Origin of the sequence: Spirosoma profusum, assembly GCF_014699005.1 — a bacterium.
GTDB lineage: Bacteria > Bacteroidota > Bacteroidia > Cytophagales > Spirosomataceae > Spirosoma > Spirosoma profusum.
Genome location: NZ_JACWZY010000019.1, coordinates 1 through 21,668, shown reverse-complemented (window position 1 = coordinate 21,668; position 21,668 = coordinate 1). Strand labels below are relative to the sequence as shown.

General features: G+C 48.5%; 15 protein-coding genes. 6 read left to right on the top strand and 9 right to left on the bottom strand.

Features of this window, described 5'->3' with window-relative positions:
• Positions 1-49 precede the first annotated feature (49 nt).
• Complete coding sequence (locus IC229_RS20535; RefSeq protein ID WP_190888892.1) at positions 50-601, top strand: YceI family protein; 552 nt, start codon at positions 50-52, stop codon at positions 599-601.
• A 74-nt stretch (positions 602-675) separates the two neighbouring features.
• On the opposite strand, the gene IC229_RS20530 is transcribed toward IC229_RS20535, so the two are convergent.
• The 4 genes from IC229_RS20530 to IC229_RS20515 all read right to left on the bottom strand — a co-directional run bounded on the left by IC229_RS20530 (position 676) and on the right by IC229_RS20515 (position 6,358).
• Entirely contained in the window at positions 676-3,066 is a 2,391-nt protein-coding gene (locus IC229_RS20530; protein ID WP_190888891.1) for a gliding motility-associated C-terminal domain-containing protein, read from the bottom strand.
• A 299-nt stretch (positions 3,067-3,365) separates the two neighbouring features.
• Positions 3,366-4,124 carry a DUF2490 domain-containing protein gene (locus IC229_RS20525; protein ID WP_190888890.1) on the bottom strand — a complete coding sequence of 253 codons (759 nt, stop codon included), beginning with the start codon at positions 4,122-4,124 and terminating at the stop codon, positions 3,366-3,368.
• The gene (locus IC229_RS20520) at positions 4,069-4,755 is read right to left on the bottom strand and encodes a DUF4956 domain-containing protein (RefSeq protein WP_190888889.1); all 687 of its coding nucleotides are present in this window, start codon (positions 4,753-4,755) and stop codon (positions 4,069-4,071) included. Before IC229_RS20520 ends, IC229_RS20525 begins: the two co-directional genes overlap by 56 nt.
• A gap of 4 nt (positions 4,756-4,759) precedes the next feature.
• Positions 4,760-6,358: a CotH kinase family protein gene (locus IC229_RS20515; RefSeq protein WP_223834101.1), complete on the bottom strand. Its 1,599-nt coding sequence runs from the start codon at positions 6,356-6,358 to the stop codon at positions 4,760-4,762.
• A 111-nt stretch (positions 6,359-6,469) separates the two neighbouring features.
• Between IC229_RS20515 and IC229_RS20510 the strand changes: the two genes are divergently transcribed.
• Positions 6,470-8,947, top strand: a complete 2,478-nt coding sequence (locus IC229_RS20510; RefSeq protein WP_190888888.1) for a glycoside hydrolase family 95 protein — start codon at positions 6,470-6,472, stop codon at positions 8,945-8,947.
• 55 nt (positions 8,948-9,002) lie between these two features.
• On the opposite strand, the gene IC229_RS20505 is transcribed toward IC229_RS20510, so the two are convergent.
• The 4 genes from IC229_RS20505 to IC229_RS20490 all read right to left on the bottom strand — a co-directional run bounded on the left by IC229_RS20505 (position 9,003) and on the right by IC229_RS20490 (position 13,623).
• Positions 9,003-10,343: a DUF4270 family protein gene (locus IC229_RS20505; protein ID WP_190888887.1), complete on the bottom strand. Its 1,341-nt coding sequence runs from the start codon at positions 10,341-10,343 to the stop codon at positions 9,003-9,005.
• An 11-nt stretch (positions 10,344-10,354) separates the two neighbouring features.
• Positions 10,355-10,714 carry a DUF4907 domain-containing protein gene (locus tag IC229_RS20500; RefSeq protein ID WP_190888886.1) on the bottom strand — a complete coding sequence of 120 codons (360 nt, stop codon included), beginning with the start codon at positions 10,712-10,714 and terminating at the stop codon, positions 10,355-10,357.
• 7 nt (positions 10,715-10,721) lie between these two features.
• Entirely contained in the window at positions 10,722-11,816 is a 1,095-nt protein-coding gene (locus IC229_RS20495) for a Kelch repeat-containing protein (RefSeq protein WP_190888885.1), read from the bottom strand.
• A gap of 334 nt (positions 11,817-12,150) precedes the next feature.
• A complete protein-coding gene (locus IC229_RS20490; RefSeq protein ID WP_190888884.1) occupies positions 12,151-13,623 on the bottom strand; it encodes a S41 family peptidase in 1,473 nt (490 codons plus the stop codon).
• A gap of 591 nt (positions 13,624-14,214) precedes the next feature.
• On the opposite strand from IC229_RS20490, the gene IC229_RS20485 reads away from it, so the two are divergent.
• The 3 genes from IC229_RS20485 to IC229_RS20475 all read left to right on the top strand — a co-directional run bounded on the left by IC229_RS20485 (position 14,215) and on the right by IC229_RS20475 (position 17,223).
• On the top strand, positions 14,215-14,730 hold the full coding sequence (locus IC229_RS20485; RefSeq protein ID WP_190889002.1) for a gluconate 2-dehydrogenase subunit 3 family protein: 516 nt from the start codon (positions 14,215-14,217) through the stop codon (positions 14,728-14,730).
• A gap of 82 nt (positions 14,731-14,812) precedes the next feature.
• A complete protein-coding gene (locus tag IC229_RS20480; protein WP_190888883.1) occupies positions 14,813-16,525 on the top strand; it encodes a GMC oxidoreductase in 1,713 nt (570 codons plus the stop codon).
• An 83-nt stretch (positions 16,526-16,608) separates the two neighbouring features.
• Positions 16,609-17,223 (top strand): class I SAM-dependent methyltransferase, encoded by a 615-nt coding sequence (locus tag IC229_RS20475; RefSeq protein WP_190888882.1) that lies wholly within the window; start codon positions 16,609-16,611, stop codon positions 17,221-17,223.
• A 163-nt stretch (positions 17,224-17,386) separates the two neighbouring features.
• Here IC229_RS20475 and IC229_RS20470 read toward each other — a convergent pair whose 3' ends face one another.
• Positions 17,387-20,011, bottom strand: a complete 2,625-nt coding sequence (locus IC229_RS20470; protein ID WP_190888881.1) for a PQQ-dependent sugar dehydrogenase — start codon at positions 20,009-20,011, stop codon at positions 17,387-17,389.
• A gap of 165 nt (positions 20,012-20,176) precedes the next feature.
• Here IC229_RS20470 and IC229_RS20465 point away from each other — a divergent pair, with 165 nt between their 5' ends.
• On the top strand, positions 20,177-21,487 hold the full coding sequence (locus IC229_RS20465) for a PQQ-dependent sugar dehydrogenase (protein WP_190889001.1): 1,311 nt from the start codon (positions 20,177-20,179) through the stop codon (positions 21,485-21,487).
• Positions 21,488-21,668: the final 181 nt, after the last annotated feature.

Here is a 21,668-nt window from a genome sequence, read left to right as displayed (position 1 = left end):
AAATGTATATACATCAAATGTTGAAACATAAAATTAAAACTATATAACCATGGCAACGCAAACAGCCGTAGACACAACCTGGGTTATTGACCCTTTACATTCTGAAGTTCAATTCAAAGTGAAACACCTCGTTATCTCGACCGTAACGGGTTCTTTCGGGAAATATGAAGGACAAATTGTTTCGCATGATGACGACGATTTCGACGGGGCTTCTGTTTCATTTTCTGCCGATATAGACAGTATCACCACAGGCCAGGAACAACGTGACGGTCACCTGAAATCGGCTGATTTCTTTGATGCAGCTTCGCACCCAAAACTGACTTTCGTATCGACAAGCATGACCAAAACCGGTGATGATACGTATTCGCTCATTGGTGATCTGACCATCCGGGGCACAACCAAATCCGTTACGTTAAACGTTGAGCACGGCGGACAGATGCAGGATTTTTACGGACAAACCAAAGCCGGTTTTGAAATTTCGGGCACGATCAAACGGAAAGAATTTGGCCTGACGTGGGATGGCGTTACCGAAGCCGGTGGCGTTGTGGTCAGCGATGACGTGAAACTAGCATTGAACATCCAGGTCGTAAAACAAGGATAATTAAATGTATGAAGTATGATGTGTGATGTATTGCTCAACAAGTATCACACATCATACTTCATACATTTACCGCACTATCTGACCAGCATCAGACTTCCTCGTAAAATAGGTTTTTCAGGGACGGTACGTACCGCGTAGGCATATAAACCCGCTGGCAGGGACGTACCGTTCAACGTACCATCGAAAGGATTTTTATAACCCTTTTCGGAGGAATAAACAATTTCTCCCCATCGATTGAAAACGGTTACAATGGCGTCCGGAAATGCTTCGATACCGGGTAATTCCCACGTATCGTTCATACCATCGCCATTGGGCGAGAAGGCATCGGGCACCCATACCCGGGCAAGCACCTTAATGTAAATGGTGTCTTTAACGGGACAGCCCGACTTGTTTTTCACATTAATAGTGTAGGTAATATCTTTTTCGATGTTGGTAATCGTGGGATTCGCAGCGTTTGGATTGTCGAGAAACGTAGCAGACTCCCACTGAAACTGGGTTGGTTCTCCGGTATAAACCGGATTCAGAGAGAACGTATTGCCGGTGTACGTTGTCAGCGAATCCCGCAGTTCAATGGTTGGAATAGGAGCCACTATTGCCGTTCGGATCGCAACTGTACCCTGACATTCAGGGGCCACCTTTACTGTGTACGTTATCTGATGATTGCCCACGCCAGCATCCTTCGGGTTAAATTGATCGCCCATCACGCCCGGTCCGACAAATATGCCCTCTGATGGACTGCCTACCAACGTATAAACTGGATTATTTGGTCCGCAAACGTCTGGAATAGAGTCCAGCGTAACCACAATAGGGGCAAGCTGGATGATGGCGACCGGTGGCGATGTTCCCTTGCAGCCAAAAAAATCAGTAGCAGTCAGCACAAATGTTCCGGGCTTGCTGGTTACGTATTGCTCACTGCCGCCTACTGTCGTGCCATCTATCTCCCAACTATAGCTACTACCACCGCTGCCCTGCAACTGAAGAGAGTCTTGCGGACAAATCCGATTTTGGCCTGTCGACGATTTGATGAGCGCCTGTACTGCTGCCGAGCGTTGGATGTTGGCTGTATCCGTATTGACTTTACATCCCAACGTATTATACGTTAGCCTCACGTAGTACCGTCCTGGTTGTTCGGTACGTAGCGAATCCGCAGTTTCACCAGCCATCGCCTGATTGTTCCGATACCATTGATACGTTACATCGTCATCGCCCTTAACGGTGAATTGTACAGAACCCGTCGTAGCGCATAAATGGCCGGCTTCAAACAGCTTCGCTGCTGCACCAATGACAATAACCCGCAAATTCTCGGAATTTCCGACTTTACTACAGGCTGCTTTCTGAGAAACGACAACCATATATTCGCCAGGTTCCCGTACGGTTAGTGAGGAACTGGTTGCGCCAGAAAGGTTTATACCATCCCGACGCCACTGATAGTTCCAGTCTGCATTGACTGTCGCCTGAAGTAAAGTCGAATCGCCCAGGCACATAGTTTTTGCCTGCTGATCAGGTGAAGCCTGGAATTTGGCAACTGGATCAGGCACCGTTTGAGGGGGACAGTCAATAACCAGAAACTGAAAATCCCGGCGGACTTCCCCAATTTTCACGCCGTTCCGAATTTCTTCCACTCGTACGGTGAATACGTAAAGCCCTAACGCTGTAGCCGTTACAGTCAACTGACCTGTTTGTTCATCGACCTGTAATGTAGGGCTGCCAGGAATAGCGTTGGTGGCACTGAAACCCGGTAGCCAGTTTAATTCTGGATAGGGAGCGGGCGATAGACTATTCTGATTACCACCACCACCTCCGTTGACATTATTGCCTCCTTTCTGATTGAGGGGTGTGGCCATCGAATACCGGAGTTGGTCGCCGTCGGGATCAGTTCCTCCGAATGGGAACGTGAAGGGAGCGCCCAAACAAATGTATTCGCCATTGATAGGGCTAAAATGAGGGGATGAATTTTGAAAATACAGCCCGTTTTTTAGCAATGATGGAAATTCGAGGTAAAACGTGAAGCCGGTCTGGTCGGGCGTGCTAACATTATTGATACTTACATTTCGGTTGCGTGTCTGATACGACATGTAGTAGCCCTGCTCGTCGTTGTAGGTATTGGGCGACAGTTGAATATCGGCTTCGTACGTGAGTACAATGAAGTTGAGATTTCGCTGGGCGGCACAGAACTCGTTTGCGTAAATAACTTTCTCCCGGCCACCTGTCTGACGTACCGTGAAGCTGTACATCAATGTGTTATCACGTACTCGGTAAATACCGACGGTTCCACTGGTGCCCTGGCTGGCGGCTCCCCGGGTTCCATCTTCCAGGTAGTTAGTAACAGTAATATGAAAGTGCCCAGGTACGTCGCCAACGGCGCGCATTTCCAACTGCCCGCCAACCTGATGGGTTGCCAGTACGGCCAGTGGTTGCGCCACTGCCAATAGCCAGAATATATACCGAAAGGTAGATATGCGCATAAAAAAGCCGTTCTAAAAACTCCACTCAAAATCACACTACGACTATGCACTAACTGGACTACCGTATACTTAGATGATCTCTAAGTTACAGTGAATAAGCAATTTACAGATTCTTAATCGATAACCAACTTCTAAAACTGCGGAATGTATCTCGGGTTCTTTTCTTTTTTCGCCTGATTGCCCAACTTCAGTATTATGTTCTGATTCGGGTTGCCCGACGTAATAAGTTGTCAGGGATATTTACTTACTCACATCGCTATTTACGTACTACGTAGATCGGTGTTGCTACGTTGCGTCGCTCACTTCTTTTTTAGCCCAATTTTTAATTTATATGTAGCACCGATAATAATTTCGCTCGCTTCGTTGCCGTTTAAAGGTACATCGTTAAAAACACTCAGGTCGATACTGTGACGAAATCGGGCACCGTTCGGGCTTAGGTCAGTAGAAAGGCCGGCTTTCACGCGAACCTGATCGAAAAGCCCCTTACTATCTTCGTCACCAAGTCGGTAAAACAAATCAGCAGAGACAAACGGGCTAAAGCGCGACGTAGTATTCAACGACAACTCCAACTTATTGCGGAGATAGCTTTTGTCGGCCACAAGTCCCTCGGCGTCGTCTTTAAATTGGTTCTGATACCGAAGCCGGTAATCAAGTTTGATACGTTTACCGAGCTTATGATCGAACGACAACTCGCCGTAAAACCGGTGATAGGGACGGTAGTAATACTCGTCGATGTCTTTATCGAATTTCCGGCGGCCAACGTAACGGTAGTAGCCGCTTAACTGCCAGTGTTTGGTGAGATTGTACGAAATCCCCAATTCGCCCAGATAAGCCCCCGTTACGTTCAGATTGTCAGTGAATCGTAACTGACTGGTTCCCTGAATCGAAAACGCTTTCGACAGTTTCAGTTCAGCGCTCACACCTGTCCAGAGGCCAACCGTGCCGGTTTGCGACCAGCCGTAAAAAGGCAGTGAGCCCGTCAGAATGCTGGTTAATAGCCATTTATTCAGCCGTAATCGTTTGCTGAATTTTTGATTTTGGGGAAGAAGAAGGGGCATGAATGGTCTGATTTGCGTAGTAATACATGACGAGTTGCACTGATCCTTTCACGAAATCGATACTTTGCATATCGACCCGGTGAACGGGCAAACCGGTACGTAGCTGTAATTCGGCCAGTAGTATCGGCAGTTTTTCGGGACGGATGTGGTCAATACGGTCGTAGTTAATGGCTTTACTCAGTTCACGCTTAAAGAAGTAATTACCCTCCAGCAGTTGTACACTGATGAGAATCAGCCCGTTGATGCACACCAGCGCGAACCAGCCTCCCTGACTGATCGCCGAAATCAACCCGATGGAAATCACCATGAACAGGTACGTCATGTCTTTGGCCGAGATGCCCTGCGTGCGGTAACGTAGCATCGAAAAAACAGCGAACAGTCCAAACGCAGCTCCTATCGACATCTGCACCTGATTGAGCAGGTACGTAATGAGGAAAATGACGAAGTTGAACCCAAAAAAGGTCAGGAACAGGTCAGATCGGCGATAGATACGATAATAAACCAATCGAATCAGTAGCCCGACCGCCAGTACATCCAGAGCGATACGTACCAGAAAATCGGTAGAGAACGTATCGAGCCCTCCGAAGTGTAGAATCGTTTCGGGCGTAGCGGGAATTTGCAGAAAAATCATACGGTTATTTGAGGAAAGCAGTAACGGCCTGATTACGAGATACTACGTGACTTTTCAGTGCAACTTGTGCGTTGGTGAAATCGGTAGCGCTACTAAGATACGAATAGGGTTTCTGTTCTGATTCTGATCCCGTTACGTAAGGCGCAATCAAGTTATAGTTTCGGTCGATGAGGGCATTCATATTGGTCGTCGTGAATACCATTTCCGTGAATTTTTCAACGTACTGTTTATACTTCGCGTAATAAACGGGGTCCTGTGTTACGTACCGAATCAGCGGCCATCCCGAACCGACTTCGGTCATTTCCAGCGATACAGCCCGGTTGCCACCACCATTTCCACCCATATTGCCCCCGCCACCAGCCGTGTTGGTCATCGACATGTTGTGGTCCCATGGAATCCAGGTCAGTTTACCGGTGGGAGAGTTATAGAGGTAATAATTGTGCGCCATCGCCCCATAGGCATCCCAGTTGACAATTGTATTGTTGACGGCCAGGTATTTCAAATATTGATCTACGTTGAAGGTCTGTTCCAGTGCACTTCGCCAGGCGGCTGCATTGGAGGTGCGATTGGTAGCGTTCAGTGCATTGATAAACGCCTGTACGTCAGAATAATCGGCTTTTGTTTCGTTGTTTTTCTTCTCGAACTGCGCTACGTTAAACGTTTGCAGCGTCGATTCAGGTTTATAAATGTTTCCTTTTTTCTCGCCGAACTGCGTTTTCACCATCGTATCGTCGATGACCTCTACCATCGTGTAAACACCACAGTATTTTTTGCCTGCGCCAAAGTCGATATACACCCGATAGAAAGCCGTTTGAGCCGCTGGTACGCCCGCCTGCCGGAAAATATCGGCCACAATTTTCTCCCGTAGTAACGAATTGTCACTGTATCCCGGCGACATACTTAGTTCTTTAAAACCATAATAACGCTGGTCGGTAATATCGGGGTAGGTATCCTCAAACTCGTCCATTTTCAGCCGGAATGGTAACTTGTACGTGCCAGATCGCCAGGCGGATGATAAACTCGAATTACCCTTAAGCCGGAAACCGACATTCTCCCACAGTTTGCCGTTGATACGTACGGGCAATGCTACGTAGGCGGGGTCTTGACCAAAAATTCCACCGCCACCTCCGACCGGATTCCCTCCGCCTGGACCAATGCCCGGGTTACCACCTCCCGGGTTTCCGGTGCTGCCTGTCCCAAAGCTACCCCATGACTTAGACGCCATGTCGGTCTGGATAGACTGCCACTGGGTTGTCGTCATGCTGATTTCCAAGGTTTTAACCTCAGTTTGCGAAAAGGCGACGGCATAATTTGGCTCAGCATCTCCTCCGTGCGATTCGGCAGTCCAGTCAGCATTCGTGCCGCCCGTCCCGACCGGGTCAGGATTTTTGGGTTGGCATGACACACCGACCCAGAGCAGTGCTCCGAAGAAGAGTAAATGATTCAGTTTCATATTGGTGTCAAAAGTCCCGGTGGCGCTTTTCCTGTCCTTACGCCAGAACGTACCGTTACGTTGCAAAGGCTTCGGGTTCAGCGGTGAAAGCGGTAAATGTGCCGGAGAATAGGGCACCAACGTAGCAAAACGTGTTTGTTTGCTGGTCATTTTGCCCAATTTGGCCAACTGAGCGATGATAAAATGGCAACAAATTCCTTTTACAAAGAACGTATCACTAAATAGATTTAACTTGAAATACTACGTCGGTACGTATCATTTATGAAACAACTCTGCCTGTTCGCAACTTTACTTATTTGCTCAACCCTGAGCTTTGCCCAGTCGAATTTGAAATTATGGTATAAAAAACCCGCTGCCATCTGGACCGAAGCGCTGCCCGTTGGGAACGGACGTATTGGGGCGATGGTGTTTGGTCGGGTCGATGAAGAGTTGATTCAGTTGAATGAGTCTACGCTCTGGTCGGGTGGGCCGGTTAGCGGGAACGTCAATCCCGAATCGCCGACGTATCTGCCGCAGGCTCGTCAGGCACTGGAGCGGGAAGAATACAGCCAGGCGGTGGCACTGGTGAAACATATGCAGGGGCTTTACACACAATCGTACCTGCCGCTGGGCGACCTGATTATCAGGCAGAACGTAGCAGGAGCAAAGCCCACTACGTATTACCGTGACCTCGATATTCAACGGGCAGTAGCCACCACAAAATTCACCGCCAACGGTACGGAATTTACCCGCGAAATCTTTACGTCGGCACCCGACCAGCTCCTGGTCATTCGGTTGACAGCCAGCAAACCCGGACAACTCACTTTCGACGTAACAACCAAAAGCCAACTACGCTTCCAGAACGTAGCGTCGGGTAGTAGTGAATGGGTTATGAAGGGCAAGGCCCCGGCGCAGGTTGATCCTAACTATTACAACCCGAAAGATCGCGAACACGTTGTTTATGAGGACGTAACAGGTTGCAAAGGGATGCGCTTTCAGGTACGTATGAAGGCCCTGAACAAAGGCGGTACGTTGCAACGTGATACGTCGGGGATTCACGTTCGCAATGCTACCGAAGTACTTTTATTGATCACGGCTACTACGAGTTTCAACGGATATGACAAATGCCCGGATAAATACGGAAAAGATGAAAACAAGCTAGCGGAGGAAATTATCCGTAAAGCCACGAATACGGATTATCAAATGCTGTTAAAACGCCATCTGGCTGATTACCAGTCATATTTTAATCGGTTTACGTTGCAGATAACCGATACGACGAAGGCAAATCCAAACGCAAAGCTTCCATCCGACGAGCGATTGCTGGGATACACAAAAGGAGCTTACGACCCCGGCCTGGAAACACTTTATGGGCAATATGGTCGTTACCTGCTGATTTCCAGTTCGCGGGTGCCGGGTGTGCCAGCCAATCTTCAGGGTATCTGGAACAAGGAATTGCGGGCGCCGTGGAGTTCCAACTATACCATCAACATCAATACCCAGATGAACTATTGGCCGGTGGAAGTCACGAATCTGTCGGAAATGCACTGGCCGCTGCTGAGTTTTCTGGAATCGCTGGCCAAAACGGGCAAGATGACCGCCAACCAATTTTACAACATGCGTGGTTGGGTAGCGCACCACAACACCGATATCTGGGCCATCTCGAACCCCGTGGGCGACAAGGGGCAGGGCGACCCGAAATGGGCCAACTGGAATCAGGGTGCGGGCTGGTTATGCCAGCATTTGTGGGAACACTATCGCTTCACCGGTGACCAGAAATTCCTGAAAGAAACCGCGTATCCGCTCATGAAAGGTGCAGCAGAATTTTACCTTGACTGGCTCATCGAGGATAAGGAAGGCTATCTGATTGTCTCACCGTCGGTATCGCCCGAAAACGATTTTATTGATGCGAAAGGTAAACCATCGCCTATTTCGGTGGCTACTACAATGGATATGTCGATTATCTGGGATTTGTTCACGAACCTTATTGATGCCTCCACGGCACTGAATTTCGAACCTGATTTTCGGAAACTGCTCGTGGAAAAGCGGAAAAAATTGTACCCATTGCATATCGGACATAAAGGCAACTTGCAGGAGTGGAACAAGGATTGGGAAGATGTGGACCCGCAACACCGGCACGTATCGCACCTGTTTGGCCTGCACCCCGGACGGCAGATTGCGCCCATTACTACCCCTGACTTTGCGGCAGCGGCAAAAAAAACGCTCGAAATTCGGGGTGATGCCGGAACGGGCTGGAGCCGCGCCTGGAAAATCAACTTCTGGGCAAGGCTGCTGGATGGTAATCATGCCTATCTATTACTCCGTCAGTTATTGACGTATACTAGTCAGACGGCAACAAATTATGGTAATCGGGAAGGAGGTGGTACGTATCCAAACTTCTTCGACGCGCACCCACCGTTTCAGATTGATGGGAATTTTGGGGGAACGGCTGGTATGGCTGAGATGCTGATTCAAAGCCATTTAAACGACATTCATCTCCTGGCCGCACTGCCTGATGCCTGGAAAGACGGTGCTGTCTCGGGAATAAAGGCGAGGGGCGGTTTTGACGTAACGATGCACTGGAAAAACAAGCATCTAACAACTGCAACAGTTAAATCGCTCAACGGCAATTCGTGCAGTATCCGAACCAGCCGGCCGATTCGTATTAAGGACGTAACAGCTCAATCGAAGCCAACTGATTTTGGTTTTGTTACGTCGTTTCCTACGCAAAAAGGCAAAACATACGTAGTAACCGGCTTATAACGTAGCAGGCCAGACATTATATCTGGCCTGCTACGTTATCTATTTCTTATGAAATCTAGATTCCAGACGTAATGAAAAGCTTCAGTTGAAGCCGGTCGTTTGCCTTGAAACGGTCGCCAATGGCCACCCGTTGAACCAGCGAACGTAGCGATGGCGGGGCTCCATTTCCAGTAGGGTTGAGCGGGATACTGAGCACCATGGGCCGATTGGAAATTTTGCGCTTGATTATCTGACCAATGTAATACGTTAAGTCAAACGTATAGTAATCGGTGAGCGTAAGCGCATTGGCATCATAAGTGTAACCGCCAATAGCCGAACTTAATCCTGTTGGGCCTCCCGGCACGATTGTCGCACCCAAAATTTCATTCTGATTATTGGTGAAATTTAGCTCCAGTTGCGCCGGTAGTGGGTAGTTATCCCGGAAATCACGCCGAATCGGGCCAAGCACCAGTATCGCGCTGTTTAAATCGGCGTAGTCTTCTGGGCGGGCAAATTCGCTCAGATAAGGCAATTCGATACGTGTCTGTAAACCAGCTGCCGGCACAATAAACGTAGTGTTACCGGTTTGCTGGCTAGGTATAATATCCGATTTCTTTTGCAGACCGCTCAGTGCGCTTCCCTTAAGGTCTCGCTGTAACTGCGTAAAGTGAATATTCGCAATCGGAAACTGGACTGAGGTCAACGTAGTACCAACATCCGTACCTGCCGTACTGTGGTAATATAACCGTAATCCACTGGACGTAGCGGCTGCCGTAAAGCCAACAAAGGCATTGGTTGACGAACTTCCCGTAAAAGCAAAACCCGTCAGGAAGTTGTTTAACGTATTCCCATCAATTTCATTTTTAACCAGCTTGTCATACATGGTTTTTCCAAATGCATCAGGAAACCGTATTCGAACTTGCCTGGTACGGCTGCCAGGCTGGGGAATGACCGTTTTTTGTAAAAAAGGAGTGGCTTCGTAAGGAACCGAACTGGTATTGTAGTAAAACTGGTTCGGAAGCGCTCTGTTCAGACGATGAACACCTAGTGTAAATGCAGACGTCGTATCACCATAGGCGAACGAATAACCCAACTCAAGTACCAATGAATCGAACTGGAACGTAGTTTGTTCAGCCAGTGGATTGCCGCTAAAATCAAGCGACGTGTAGGTACGCGCCGTTACTTTACCCGTTTGAGGATCAGACCAGCTTCCGACCACCAGATCAACGTCACTGTAAGTCGCAAACGAGTCCGATCGCATAACCGTAGCGGATTGAACCGTCACGGAATCAACGGATTGAATCAACAGCTCCTGAGGATTGATGACCGACTGCCCTACGTCGAGCGTACCCGATTGGCAGGCAGATAATAATAAACCGGTTAACCAAAGCAAACCGGCGTACCAGCAAGTACGCATAAGTAAATATTTCAGGGAATCTGTACGCCTAACTGGCGTAGTTCATCATTCGTTAACGTAGGCATTGCCTGCGTCTGTTGTATTTTCTCGACCACCCGTTCTCCAACCCGACGAGCCTGTTCCTCACTGGCAAAGCCGTCTTTTCCCGACTGACCGGGAACTGTTGGCTGGTGAATAATCAATGTGCCACGGTTCAGGATGTCGTACCCCCAGCCTTCAGGCATTTGTATGACCCGAACTTCGTACTGTGGCTGGCGCTGGTACAGAAAAAAGGCAGTCAGAATAGCCAGAATAGTCAGCAGCGTCAATAATCCTGCCCGGATAAGCTTTATGCGCGACCAGGGCCGATTTTCGTTTGGCGCTGCTGACATACTAATCTTATTCTTGAACCTGCTCAATAGTAGGGTCAAACGACCAGATATCGTCGTAGCGTTGTGTTCCAGCACCACCCGTCGTTACGTATCCTTTATTATTGATGGCAAAGCCAATCCCGTATGAACGCGAACTACCTTCAAATACGCCCAACGTTGCCCAGGTGTCAGCGGCAGGATTATACTGCCAGACATCTTTCGTACCCGTATCGCCACACGTAATGTATCCAAATCCATTAATGGCGAAAGCAACGGCGTAGCTACGTGCAATGGCCGCCTGATCGGTAATAAAGTCGGCTTTCTGCGTCCACAGGTCCTGCGCAGGATCGTAAACGTACCAGTCTTTTTGCGGGATACCGTTGTTGTTGCCCGTTCCTACATAGGCTTTATTGTCGATAACGAACGACACAGCACCGATACGTTTGGCACCGCCGTAGCTGGCAACCTTTGTCCAGGCATTGGTCGCTGGATCGTACGAATACATATCTTTCAGGTAGTTACCATCAAAACCGCATGTAACGTATCCCTTGTTGCCAATCGTAAAAGACGTAGCGGCCTGACGAGCCGTGCCGGTGAAATCAGCCACTTTTTTCCAGGCATTGGTCGCTGGGTCATACTCCCAGAAATCCTTCAGACGATTGCTGTTGACGTCAATGCCAGTACCAATATAGCCTTTGCTACCTACCGAAAATCCGACGGCCGCGTAACGAGCACCTCCGGCAAAGTCAGCTTTTTGCGTCCAGGCGTTACGTGCTGGGTCATATGCCCAGAAATCCTGTAGACGTTCGTTGCTTACGTTCGTCCCCGTTCCCATGTAGGCAATGTTATTCACAACAAAGCCGCTGGCCTGATAGCGGGCTACGCCTTCCAGGTCTGAACGTTTTACCCAGTCGCCCAGCGTCGATACGGTGCTGCTGGTACCGTTACAGCCAATCAATAAACCTGCCCAGCCTATAGTAAGCAGACCCAGAGCCCAGTTGATACGTTGGTTACGGCGTTGATTTTGAGGGGTTTGACCGATGGGTGAGAAAGCTGCCTCAGTGGGTATAGATTTCGGCGCAGATTCAGTTGCCGAAAAGATTCGAAATGGTAAATGAATCATGAAAGATAGCGTGTACAAAAAAACTGAAACGTAAAGTTATACCAATTTGAGTTAAGAACGATGTTTTTGCTCTTCCTGACGGAAGAATCAGCTTCCACGAAACCTCTGAAGAATTACGAATTTATTGGTTTCTGTTGCTGTCGGCGTATGCCTTTGAGGGCAATTCCGTTTGGCAAAATTACGCCAAATGCCTGTTAGTTAATAACGTGTTGCTCTCATAAAAATTCTTAATTGTTGTTATCATTCCTTTTTCAAGAGTAAAAATCGAAACGACTATAGCACAAAGACCCACTTCGTGCTATAGTCGTTGGAACGGTTTTCGGAAACCGAATACCTACAGATTCAGGCTTTTAAGCGCACGTACCATCGCATGACCACCTGCTTTACGCTGGATGGATGATCCCACTGACGAAAGCGGATTTGCCGTTACACCCTGCCGACCCGACGTAGCAGCACCCGAAATCTGGTTGAACGCAGTACGTAACATGGCTTCATTCGTATCGCCGAGCGGAAGCAGAGTAAGCGGCTCTTCAACTTCTATGGATGGTTTGAAGCCCGTCGAATAATCCGATTGCCCTAAACTGTTGTACGATTTGAAAACGATAGGCTGCATACCCCACTTGATCTTGCCAGACTCATCTGTGACGGTAATGGAGCCAACGTTTTTGCCATACGTAGTGGTACCGATGGTCGTTACAGTCATGTAAGGACGTAACCCATTGATGATTAGCTCACTGGCCGAAGCAGTTTGGTCAGTCGTCAGCACAAACACCCGCGAAAGATTGGCGCCAATGTTCTGCGCTTTCGTAACAAAATTCTGGGCGAAAAAGCTGCTGCCGTATTCTTTCTGCAACTGGGGTGTCAACGTAGCATTCCATTCTTCCCGGAAATACAACTTGCTGGAACTGACTCCTTTGCCGATAAGGCTGGCCAGATTAGCAGACGACGATGTATAACCACCTGGGTTGTAGCGTAAATCCAGCACGAGTTCGTTTACGCCCTTGGCTTTGAAATCGCTGAAAATAGCGTCTACCTGTGCATCGTATTCGCTGGCGTTGCTGCCATTGGCTCCCGGAACAAACTGGTTATAAACCAGATAGCCTATTTTTTTGTTGCCGACTGTATAAACAGAGTCAAGAAAAACCGGATTTTCCTGAAAAACAGTGGCCGTAACGGTCCGGGTCTGGTCGGAATCAACCAGCGATTGTCCACTTAGGCTGGCGAGCCCAAACGTATACGTACTACCCGAAAACAGAAGATTGGCGTAATTGGTCGTCGATAACAGCTGACCGTTCACTTTTGAGATAATATCCCCCCGTTTCAGACCTGCTTTTTCGGCTGGCGAACCCGGCAATACGTACAGTACCTGAGCAATAACCCCTGTACCTCCTGAAGACCGCAGGAACAGGTTATATTCCATACCCGTCGTAGTAGTCTGCCCACTCAGACTGGCAGCCAGTTCGTCAGCACTTTCCTGAATCCATGAAAACCGGTCGCCGTTGGGGTTGGTGGTAGCATCGTATTTGTTGAGAAGCGACTCAAAAAACACATCGGGAGCCTGCGTTTTGTCAGGATTCGCCGGAATCTTGTCATTCCAGTAATACAGTTCCTGCATGTTGGACAGAATCCAATCGTTAATGGTCTGATTCTCCGAAGCTGTAGCGGAAGTCGACGTACTACCCGTCGTGGTTTGAGGGGCAACCTCGTCAGTAGGTTTCTGACAGGAAGCGAGCGATAACGTAGCACCGACCAAAGCCAACAAAAGGCTGGACCGAACCGACAGCAAACGATTTACAGTTTTGCGCATGATATTCATAACAGGTTGTTCGATAGAACTTATCGAGTAATCAAATAGATGGATTTATACACACTTACGACATTAACCGAAGGATTGTTGCACAACCCGTCGACTGCACTCCGGATTTAATGGCTATTTAACAAAACAGACCAGCCATCCGACGAGCCTGGCAGAGGAAGAGAATAATCAGAAATTGAATGATGGAGAGGAATCATTACTGCTATGCAATCAGTCTTGAGTTTGATAGTAAACCGCTGATTGGCAATGGCAATGATACTGAATGGCTGCATATTAAGGTAACATCATGCCTTGACGGAACGTTCATTTTATTGCAACAATACTGGCTGCAAAGAGCAACTATTTTGACTGCATATCCTGGACATGAAAAGGTGAAAAATTATCGATTTAAGCGAAGGCATTGAATCCCGAAATCGTAATAAATTACAAATGCCACTATGCCAACGTAATGATATGTGAAAAGAACACTGCACGGCAGCTCTGCCAAAATACTAAACAAGCCGTGTTCGTTTCTTCAGTATATTTGAGTGATAAAACATAACCAAAGCAAGATCGGTGGAAAGACGGAGTGCGCTTAAAGCAATGGTTGGTACCGTTGGTGGACTGGTAAGTTTGCCTGCCTGGGCCAACGGCTGGACAACGGATACGGTGCGTTTAAATGCACAAATCCTCACACGTGGGCAGGCAGAACAATTGACCGACCTGGTCGAGACGATTATTCCGGCTACTGATACGCCGGGAGCTAAGGCATTAAAAGTAGATCAGTTTATCCAGAAAATGGTAGCCGATTGTTACGATCCCAAAGCGCAGGATACGTTCCGCAATGGGCTTGATACGTTGGATAACTGGGCGCAGAAATCGTTCGGGAAGTCCTTCCGGGAAGGGGACGTAGCACAACGTACTGGCTTGCTGACACAACTGTCGCAATCGACGGATGCTGCACAGAAAGATTTTTATTCATTGGTGAAAGGACTGACGATACGTGGGTACATGACCTCTGAATATGTTATGACCAATTTAACTCATTATCAGTTCATTCCCGGCCATTACAACGGCTGTGTCCCCGTTCAGAAAAAAGCCATTTTGCAAGGAAAATAAGGATTTTAGTCAATAGACACTGATGACTATCGACTACTGACTGACCGCAACGGCGGACCGTAACTATTGACTCTATATACCTATGTCTTATTTAAATATTGATGCTCAGGCGCTTAATACCTACGATGCCATTGTCATTGGTTCGGGAATTAGTGGCGGATGGGCGGCTAAAGAACTGACTCAAAAAGGTTTACGTACGCTCGTGCTGGAACGCGGACGCGATGTTCGGCACGTAACGGACTACCCAACCACTAATAAACAGCCGTGGGAGTTTGAGCACCGCAATCAACTCCGCCGGGAAGTGAAGGAGGCCAATCCGATTATTAGTAAATGCTACGCTTTCTATGAAGGAACGGAGCAATTTTTCGTGAAAGACGCCGAGCATCCCTACGTTCAGGAAAAGCCATTCGACTGGATTCGCGGCTATCAGGTGGGCGGCAAATCGTTGATGTGGGCGCGGCAAACGCAACGTTGGAGCGATTTCGATTACGAGGGGCCCGCCCGAGATGGCTATGCAGTCGACTGGCCAATTCGCTATGCTGATATTGCGCCGTGGTATAGCTACGTTGAGAAGTTTGCGGGTATCACCGGTAACAAAGACGGAATCGCTACGTTGCCCGATGGTGAATTTCTGCCCCCGCACGAGTGGAATTGTGTAGAGAAACATTTTCAGCAGAAAATGGCGGCTAAGTACAAAGATCGGCCAATAATTATGGGTCGGGCTGCGCACATAACCCAACCACAACCAATTCATTTTCAGCAGGGTCGTGCGCAATGCCAGCACCGGACTATTTGCGAACGGGGTTGCCCGTTTGGTGGGTATTTCAGCAGTAATTCTTCTACGATTCCCTGGGCGGCCAAAACCGGAAAAATGACGCTACGTCCCAATTCGGTGGTTCATTCCATCATTTATGATGAGAAAGTAGGTCGGGCTACGGGCGTTCGGGTAGTTGATACGCAGACCAAGCAAATGCAGGAGTTTTACGCCCGTATTATTTTCCTGAATGCGGCTGCACTGAACTCAAATCTGGTATTGTTGAATTCAACGTCGCACCGTTTCCCGAATGGCTTAGGCAACGATAGTGGCGTGTTGGGTAAATACGTAGCGTTTCACAATTACCGGGCAGGTATCTCCGGCGAATTTGACGGTTTTCTTGACTCTACTACGGATGGTCGACGACCGAATAGCCCGTACATTCCCCGTTTCCGCAACGTAATGAAACAGGAAACCGACTTTTTGCGTGGCTACGCGGCTGGTTTCTCTGCCGGACGCATCTCTCGTTCCGACCAGAGTGGGGTAGGGGCTGAGTTGAAAGAAAGTCTGTTGAACCCAAAATTAGGTGGCTGGCATGTTGGCTCGCACATGATGGGCGAAACTATCCCAAAAGAAACCAACTACGTAGCACTCGATTCGTCCCTGAAAGATCCTTTTGGCATTCCGCAACTGAAAATCTCCATCGTTTACGACGACAACGACGACAAGATGGTGAAGGATTATCAGGAGCAACTGACCGAGATGTTTACCGAAGCCGGTTTCAAAAACATCCGCGTTCGTGACGATAAGCGTAATCCGGGACTTGACATCCACGAAATGGGCGGTGCACGTATGGGAAAAGACCCCAAAACGTCGATTCTGAACAAGTGGAATCAGGTTCACCACTGCAAAAACGTGTTTGTAACCGACGGCGCCTGTATGACCTCCACCTCTACGCAAAACCCGTCCTTAACGTATATGGCTCTTACCGCCCGAGCAGCCGATTATGCCGTGAAAGGCATGAAAAAAGGTTTGGTGTAGAATAATAATTCGATAATAAAAAGGCCATCTGCGGAAGTGGGTGGCCTTTTTACTGCGTTATAAACCAAATTTAAAGTGCGAATATGAATGACTTTGGAATTGGGGTAGCCTACGAAGCGATTGCAGACTGGTTTGATCAGAACCGCACAAAGATTCTATTTGAAAAGCCGTATCTGGAGATTTTGCTACAACACTGCCAATCAAATACTTCCGTACTGGATTTAGGCTGTGGAACGGGTGAGCCTATCGCCCGCTATCTTATTGAACAAGGCTGCTACGTTATCGGCGTCGACAACTCACTCAACATGATTGCAATGTGCAGAAAACGCTTTCCTAATATGGAATGGATTGTGGCTGACATGACAAAAGTGAGCCTCCCACAAAAATTTGGTGCCGTAGTTGCCTGGGACAGTTTCTTTCATCTGCCTCATGATGCACAACGGGCCATGTTTCCAATATTCGCCAGCCATACGGCGGATGGAGGAATTTTACTTTTTACCTCTGGAACTGAGCAGGGAATTGCTTACGGCGAAATGAATGGCCATACCGTATACCACGCCAGCTTAGATTCTGCGGAATATCAATCGCTTCTCGAAGCGAACGGTTTCGACGTAGTGATCCATAAAATCAATGACGAAACCTGCGGCAATCGTACTGTGTGGCTTGCCCAAAAAAAGGGTACTAAAACTCAACCTTAAGCCTTCTACTTCTGTGTTAACTCTCGACGAATTTCGTCATGCTGAGGCACGAAGCATCTTAATGTTTCCAAACGAACTTGTTCAGAGGATTTAAGATGCTTCGTGCCTCAGCATGACAAACCGCTCATTCTGGACTTGGTTTTCAATAGTTTAAACAACTCATTTATTTAAACGTAACAGATTTCACTTCGGCCAGGTTGAAAATATTACCCCGATTCTCAAAACAGAGGTAAATATCGTGCCGACCAGTGAGCGGTTTAAGCGAAACGCTACTTTCCTGCCAGTTTTTCCACTTGCCAACGGGCACAGCTACTTCACCTAACGTATCACCCGTGGGGCTATCGGCTCGTATACGGATGGTTGTTCCCGGGGTTTCAGTGATGAATTGAAAAAGAAGTTGGCGGACGCCCGACATATCAACCTGTTTTGCCATCGCATACGATAAATTATTGATGCCTTGCAGGATTTCGCCCCGGTGCAATTCCAGCCCTTTGTCAAAATCCTGTCCCTGAAAAACGGGCGAACGTAGCACGCTGACTACTTGGCGCGAGAGGGGTTTTATCGCTTTGTTTCCCCGATCAGTATAACTGGCAGTGAGAACGTACGTACCGGGCTTTTTTAGGTCTACGTCGATTTGCCCTTCAGTCGGAAGTGTTTTTTCAACAGGTTTATCATCGGTCAGCGACAGGATGTAGCGTACCATTTCATCGGTGACGTCGGGGGCGAGTTGTGGGTGAGCACTCATGTTGGCTTCACCCCAGACACCGTGGCCACCTCTGATAATTTTCTGACCGAGCGTAGCAATCAGGTCCGGCGCTTTCTTCTGAGATTGATACCGTTGTGCAATCGCCTGAAAACTTGGGCCAACGGATTTCGACGTCAGCGCATGACAAGCCTTGCAATCGCTTTCTTCAATCCACGTCAATCCACGCTGATATTCAGAAACAACGGCCCCTGTGGATGATTGCGTCAACGCCCGATTCGTTGGCAGGTACGTTAGTTTTACTGCTACGTCCTTTGGGTTGATACGTCCGTCTTCCGGGTCGGAAACATGAACCCGATACGTCATTTGTGGGGTTCGTAAAAGCCCCGTATCTGGTAGCTCGATACGTATCGTCGGGGGCGTATTACCGACCAGAATTGTTTTTTCGGCAGTTGACGTAGCACCGGCTTTATCGCGGACTACTAATTTGATGCGGTGCGTTCCGGGTTTGGTTAGCACAGGTTGAACATCAACGGATTTCTGCGCCAATGGTTTTCCATCGGCAAACCACTGATACGTTAACGCATCATCCTGGTCATAATCAAGCGATTGCCGGGCCGATAGAGAAACGCGCATAGGCGATGGTCCGGCCTCGGTGGACGTAGTGATTTTGGCAACCGGTGGTCGATTCCCCGCGATGTAATCAATACGTACCAGCCGGGAATCTTTATTGCCGCCCCAAAGCGATCCGTGCTCGATAACGTATAAGGCACCATCTGGCCCGAATTTCATACTCATCGGTTTGCGGAACGTAGCAGATGGCATGAACGGGTCGATGCGATTCAGTTTCTTCTGATCGTCCAGCGAGACTACTTTTATCCAGTTCCGCATCCAGTCCGCTATCAAAAGCTTTCGGTCGAAATAGGCTGGGAACTTGGTTTTGGAAGGATTCTGCGCGTCGTAATAATAGATAGGTCCCATGATGGCGGTACGTCCTCCGGCACCGAGTTCGGGGAACTCGGATGAGTTGTCGTAGGGATACCAGATCATCGGTTTCTGGGCAGGTGGCAACTCACGCAGCCCCGTATTGTTGGGCGATGAATTGATGGGTTTGGCCGGATCGATTTTTTCGCGGATGGAATCGTTGTCAAAATTGACTTTGGCGTAGGGTTCGTTGTTGCCGATCACCAGCGGCCAGCCATGATTTCCCGGTTTCGCAGCCTGATTGAACTCGTCATAGCCTCGTGGCCCACGGGCCTGAGTATCACTGGCGTCTGGACCAACTTCGCTCCAGTACAGCAAATCTGTATCGCGATCGACCGTAACGCGGTAGGGATTCCGGCAGCCCATGATGTAAATCTCTGGCCTAGTTCGGCGGTCGCTACCGTTATCTATTTTAGCAAATAAATTTCCGGCTGGAATGGTGTACGAACCGTCGTCTTCGGGATGGATACGTAGCACTTTACCACGTAAATCATTCGTATTGGCCGACGAACGTTGTGCATCGTATTCTTCCCGGCCGGGCCGCTCATCGCTGGGCGAATAATTGGTGCCGAATGGGTTCGAATTGTCGCCCGTAGCGATGTACAGATTGCCATGTTTGTCGAACGCCATGCCACCACCCGCGTGGCAGCAATGCCCTGAGTCAGTTATTTCGATAACCACCTTTTCCGTCGACCGCGCCAGTGAATCACCCTGCAACGTAAAACGCGAGACACGATTCACTTTGCCCTGATTGAGCGGAGCATAAAATAAATAAAGTCGACGGTTTTGGCTGAACTTGGGGTCAAGTACAATCCCCTGCATCCGCGCTTCGGTAGCCATGCTGACAGGGATTTTCGACAGCATTCTCGTATCTTTTTTACGGACATCGTATACCCAAACGCCACCCGTCATGGTGATGAAATAAATATCGCCGTTGGGTGCTACGTCCATTTCGATCAAATCGGGCATATTACCCGTCAGAAATACTTTTCGGAAACGGTGTTCGTCGGGAGCTGAGGTGGGTGGCGTATCCTGCCGAAAGGATAGTAATAGACCAACAACTGCCAACAGAAGTAGCAGCGGTCGTTTGACGCGTTGCATGATAGAATAGGGTTTAGTCGGGTATGTTCACAAGAGGCAGTTGGTAGTAAAAATTACTGATTGGGGTATCAAACAAATCCTGTTAAGTATCTGAACAGTATTCCACGCTTTTGAAGGAAACTTCTGCTAACCGGAGTAGCCGCCTGTTACTCCATTTGACAAATGATGCAAACCTCTATTTACGGCCTGACGAGCCTCCTTGCCGTTCTCGTAACTGTACATGGTCCGGGCGAAAACCCCGGCAAATCAACGAACCGCTCTGCGAACCAAGAAAAACCACCACTCGCCTTAAAATTACCTTCGGGTTTTTCAGGAACCGTTGTCGCGGAAGATTTAGGAGCACCCCGCCACATCGCCATCATGAAGAACGGCGACATCTACGTAAAGCTCAACAAACTGAAAGATGGCAAAGGTATTTTTCGCCTTCGCGATACGAACAACGACGGCCAGATTGATGAACGGGTTGGCTTTGGCGATTATCCGGGCACAGGCATCGCCATCAAAAATGATTACCTGTATACCTCATCTAACAACAGCGTTTTTCGCTATAAGCTAAATGATAAACAAGAAGTTATCGACGTAGAGAAGCCGGAACTACTCGTGTCGGGTTTGCGGGAGAAGGATCGTGATAAATCGAAATCGATAGCTATTGATAATCAGGGAAATCTTTACGTCAACGTAGCGTCTGATAATGACCCTTGTCGCGAACCCGGAACCGGCAAAGGAATGATGCCCTGTCCATTGGTCGATACGGCGGGTATCTGGATGTTTAAAACGAACGTAGCAAACCAGAAAGCCACCGAAGGCGTGCATTACGCGAAAGGGCTGAAGAACGTAGTGGGACTCGACTGGAATGGTAAAACCAATACGTTATTCGTGCTGCAACACGGTCGGGGGAAATTCGACGATTTCTACCCGCAATATTATACGCCCCAGCAAAGTGCGGCTCTGCCCGCCGAAACGATGTATGAACTGCATAAGGGCGATGATGCTGGCTGGCCTTACGTATATTATGATCCGTTTCAGAAAAAGAAAATCCTGGCGCCGGAGTACGGTGGCGATGGTAAAAAAACGGGTGGCGAAAAAGCGATCAATCCTGTCGTAGCTTTCCCGGCGCACATGGGTCCGAACGCGCTGCTGTTTTACACGGGAACTGCATTCCCCGAAAAATATCGGAACGGCGCATTCATTGCTTTTCACGGACAATCGCAGCCGATGAAAAAAGGGTATATGGTTGGATTTGTGCCGTTTAAAAACGGAAAACCATCTGGCCCCTGGGAAATCTTTGCCGACAATTTTGCTGGTATCGATCTGGAAAAACCGACTGGTCCCGTTCAACACCGCCCCTGCGGACTCGCGCAAGGGCCCGATGGCTCGTTATACGTAACGGACGACCTGAACGGTATGCTCGTCAAAATCAGCTATAATGGGGCTCCACAGGGTAAAAAATCAGCGATGACGTCGAAAAATAAATAACAGATAAACACATTCGTAGTTCATGCCTATACGGTCGTTCAGGTCGTATAGGCTTATTTTTTGAACAGTAAGTGGCAGTCTAAAAATATATTGGATATGCTTTTTTTGTCATGCTGACGAAGCCGGGCCGCCGGAGCGGAAGCGTCTTAAAATTTCCTTATTCTCTGGCTTGGAAACGCTA

What these genes read in the sequence shown, in the direction of transcription:
- IC229_RS20475 (WP_190888882.1), top strand. Translation starts at nt 16,609, where the DNA reads ATGAATGACTTTGGAATTGGGGTAGCCTACGAAGCGATTGCAGACTGG.
- IC229_RS20510 (WP_190888888.1), top strand. Translation starts at nt 6,470, where the DNA reads ATGAAACAACTCTGCCTGTTCGCAACTTTACTTATTTGCTCAACCCTG.
- IC229_RS20525 (WP_190888890.1), bottom strand. Translation starts at nt 4,124, where the DNA reads ATGCCCCTTCTTCTTCCCCAAAATCAAAAATTCAGCAAACGATTACGG.
- IC229_RS20465 (WP_190889001.1), top strand. Translation starts at nt 20,177, where the DNA reads ATGCAAACCTCTATTTACGGCCTGACGAGCCTCCTTGCCGTTCTCGTA.
- IC229_RS20490 (WP_190888884.1), bottom strand. Translation starts at nt 13,623, where the DNA reads ATGCGCAAAACTGTAAATCGTTTGCTGTCGGTTCGGTCCAGCCTTTTG.
- IC229_RS20530 (WP_190888891.1), bottom strand. Translation starts at nt 3,066, where the DNA reads ATGCGCATATCTACCTTTCGGTATATATTCTGGCTATTGGCAGTGGCG.
- IC229_RS20485 (WP_190889002.1), top strand. Translation starts at nt 14,215, where the DNA reads ATGGTTGGTACCGTTGGTGGACTGGTAAGTTTGCCTGCCTGGGCCAAC.
- IC229_RS20515 (WP_223834101.1), bottom strand. Translation starts at nt 6,358, where the DNA reads ATGACCAGCAAACAAACACGTTTTGCTACGTTGGTGCCCTATTCTCCG.
- IC229_RS20480 (WP_190888883.1), top strand. Translation starts at nt 14,813, where the DNA reads ATGTCTTATTTAAATATTGATGCTCAGGCGCTTAATACCTACGATGCC.
- IC229_RS20500 (WP_190888886.1), bottom strand. Translation starts at nt 10,714, where the DNA reads ATGTCAGCAGCGCCAAACGAAAATCGGCCCTGGTCGCGCATAAAGCTT.
- IC229_RS20470 (WP_190888881.1), bottom strand. Translation starts at nt 20,011, where the DNA reads ATGCAACGCGTCAAACGACCGCTGCTACTTCTGTTGGCAGTTGTTGGT.
- IC229_RS20520 (WP_190888889.1), bottom strand. Translation starts at nt 4,755, where the DNA reads ATGATTTTTCTGCAAATTCCCGCTACGCCCGAAACGATTCTACACTTC.
- IC229_RS20535 (WP_190888892.1), top strand. Translation starts at nt 50, where the DNA reads ATGGCAACGCAAACAGCCGTAGACACAACCTGGGTTATTGACCCTTTA.
- IC229_RS20505 (WP_190888887.1), bottom strand. Translation starts at nt 10,343, where the DNA reads ATGCGTACTTGCTGGTACGCCGGTTTGCTTTGGTTAACCGGTTTATTA.
- IC229_RS20495 (WP_190888885.1), bottom strand. Translation starts at nt 11,816, where the DNA reads ATGATTCATTTACCATTTCGAATCTTTTCGGCAACTGAATCTGCGCCG.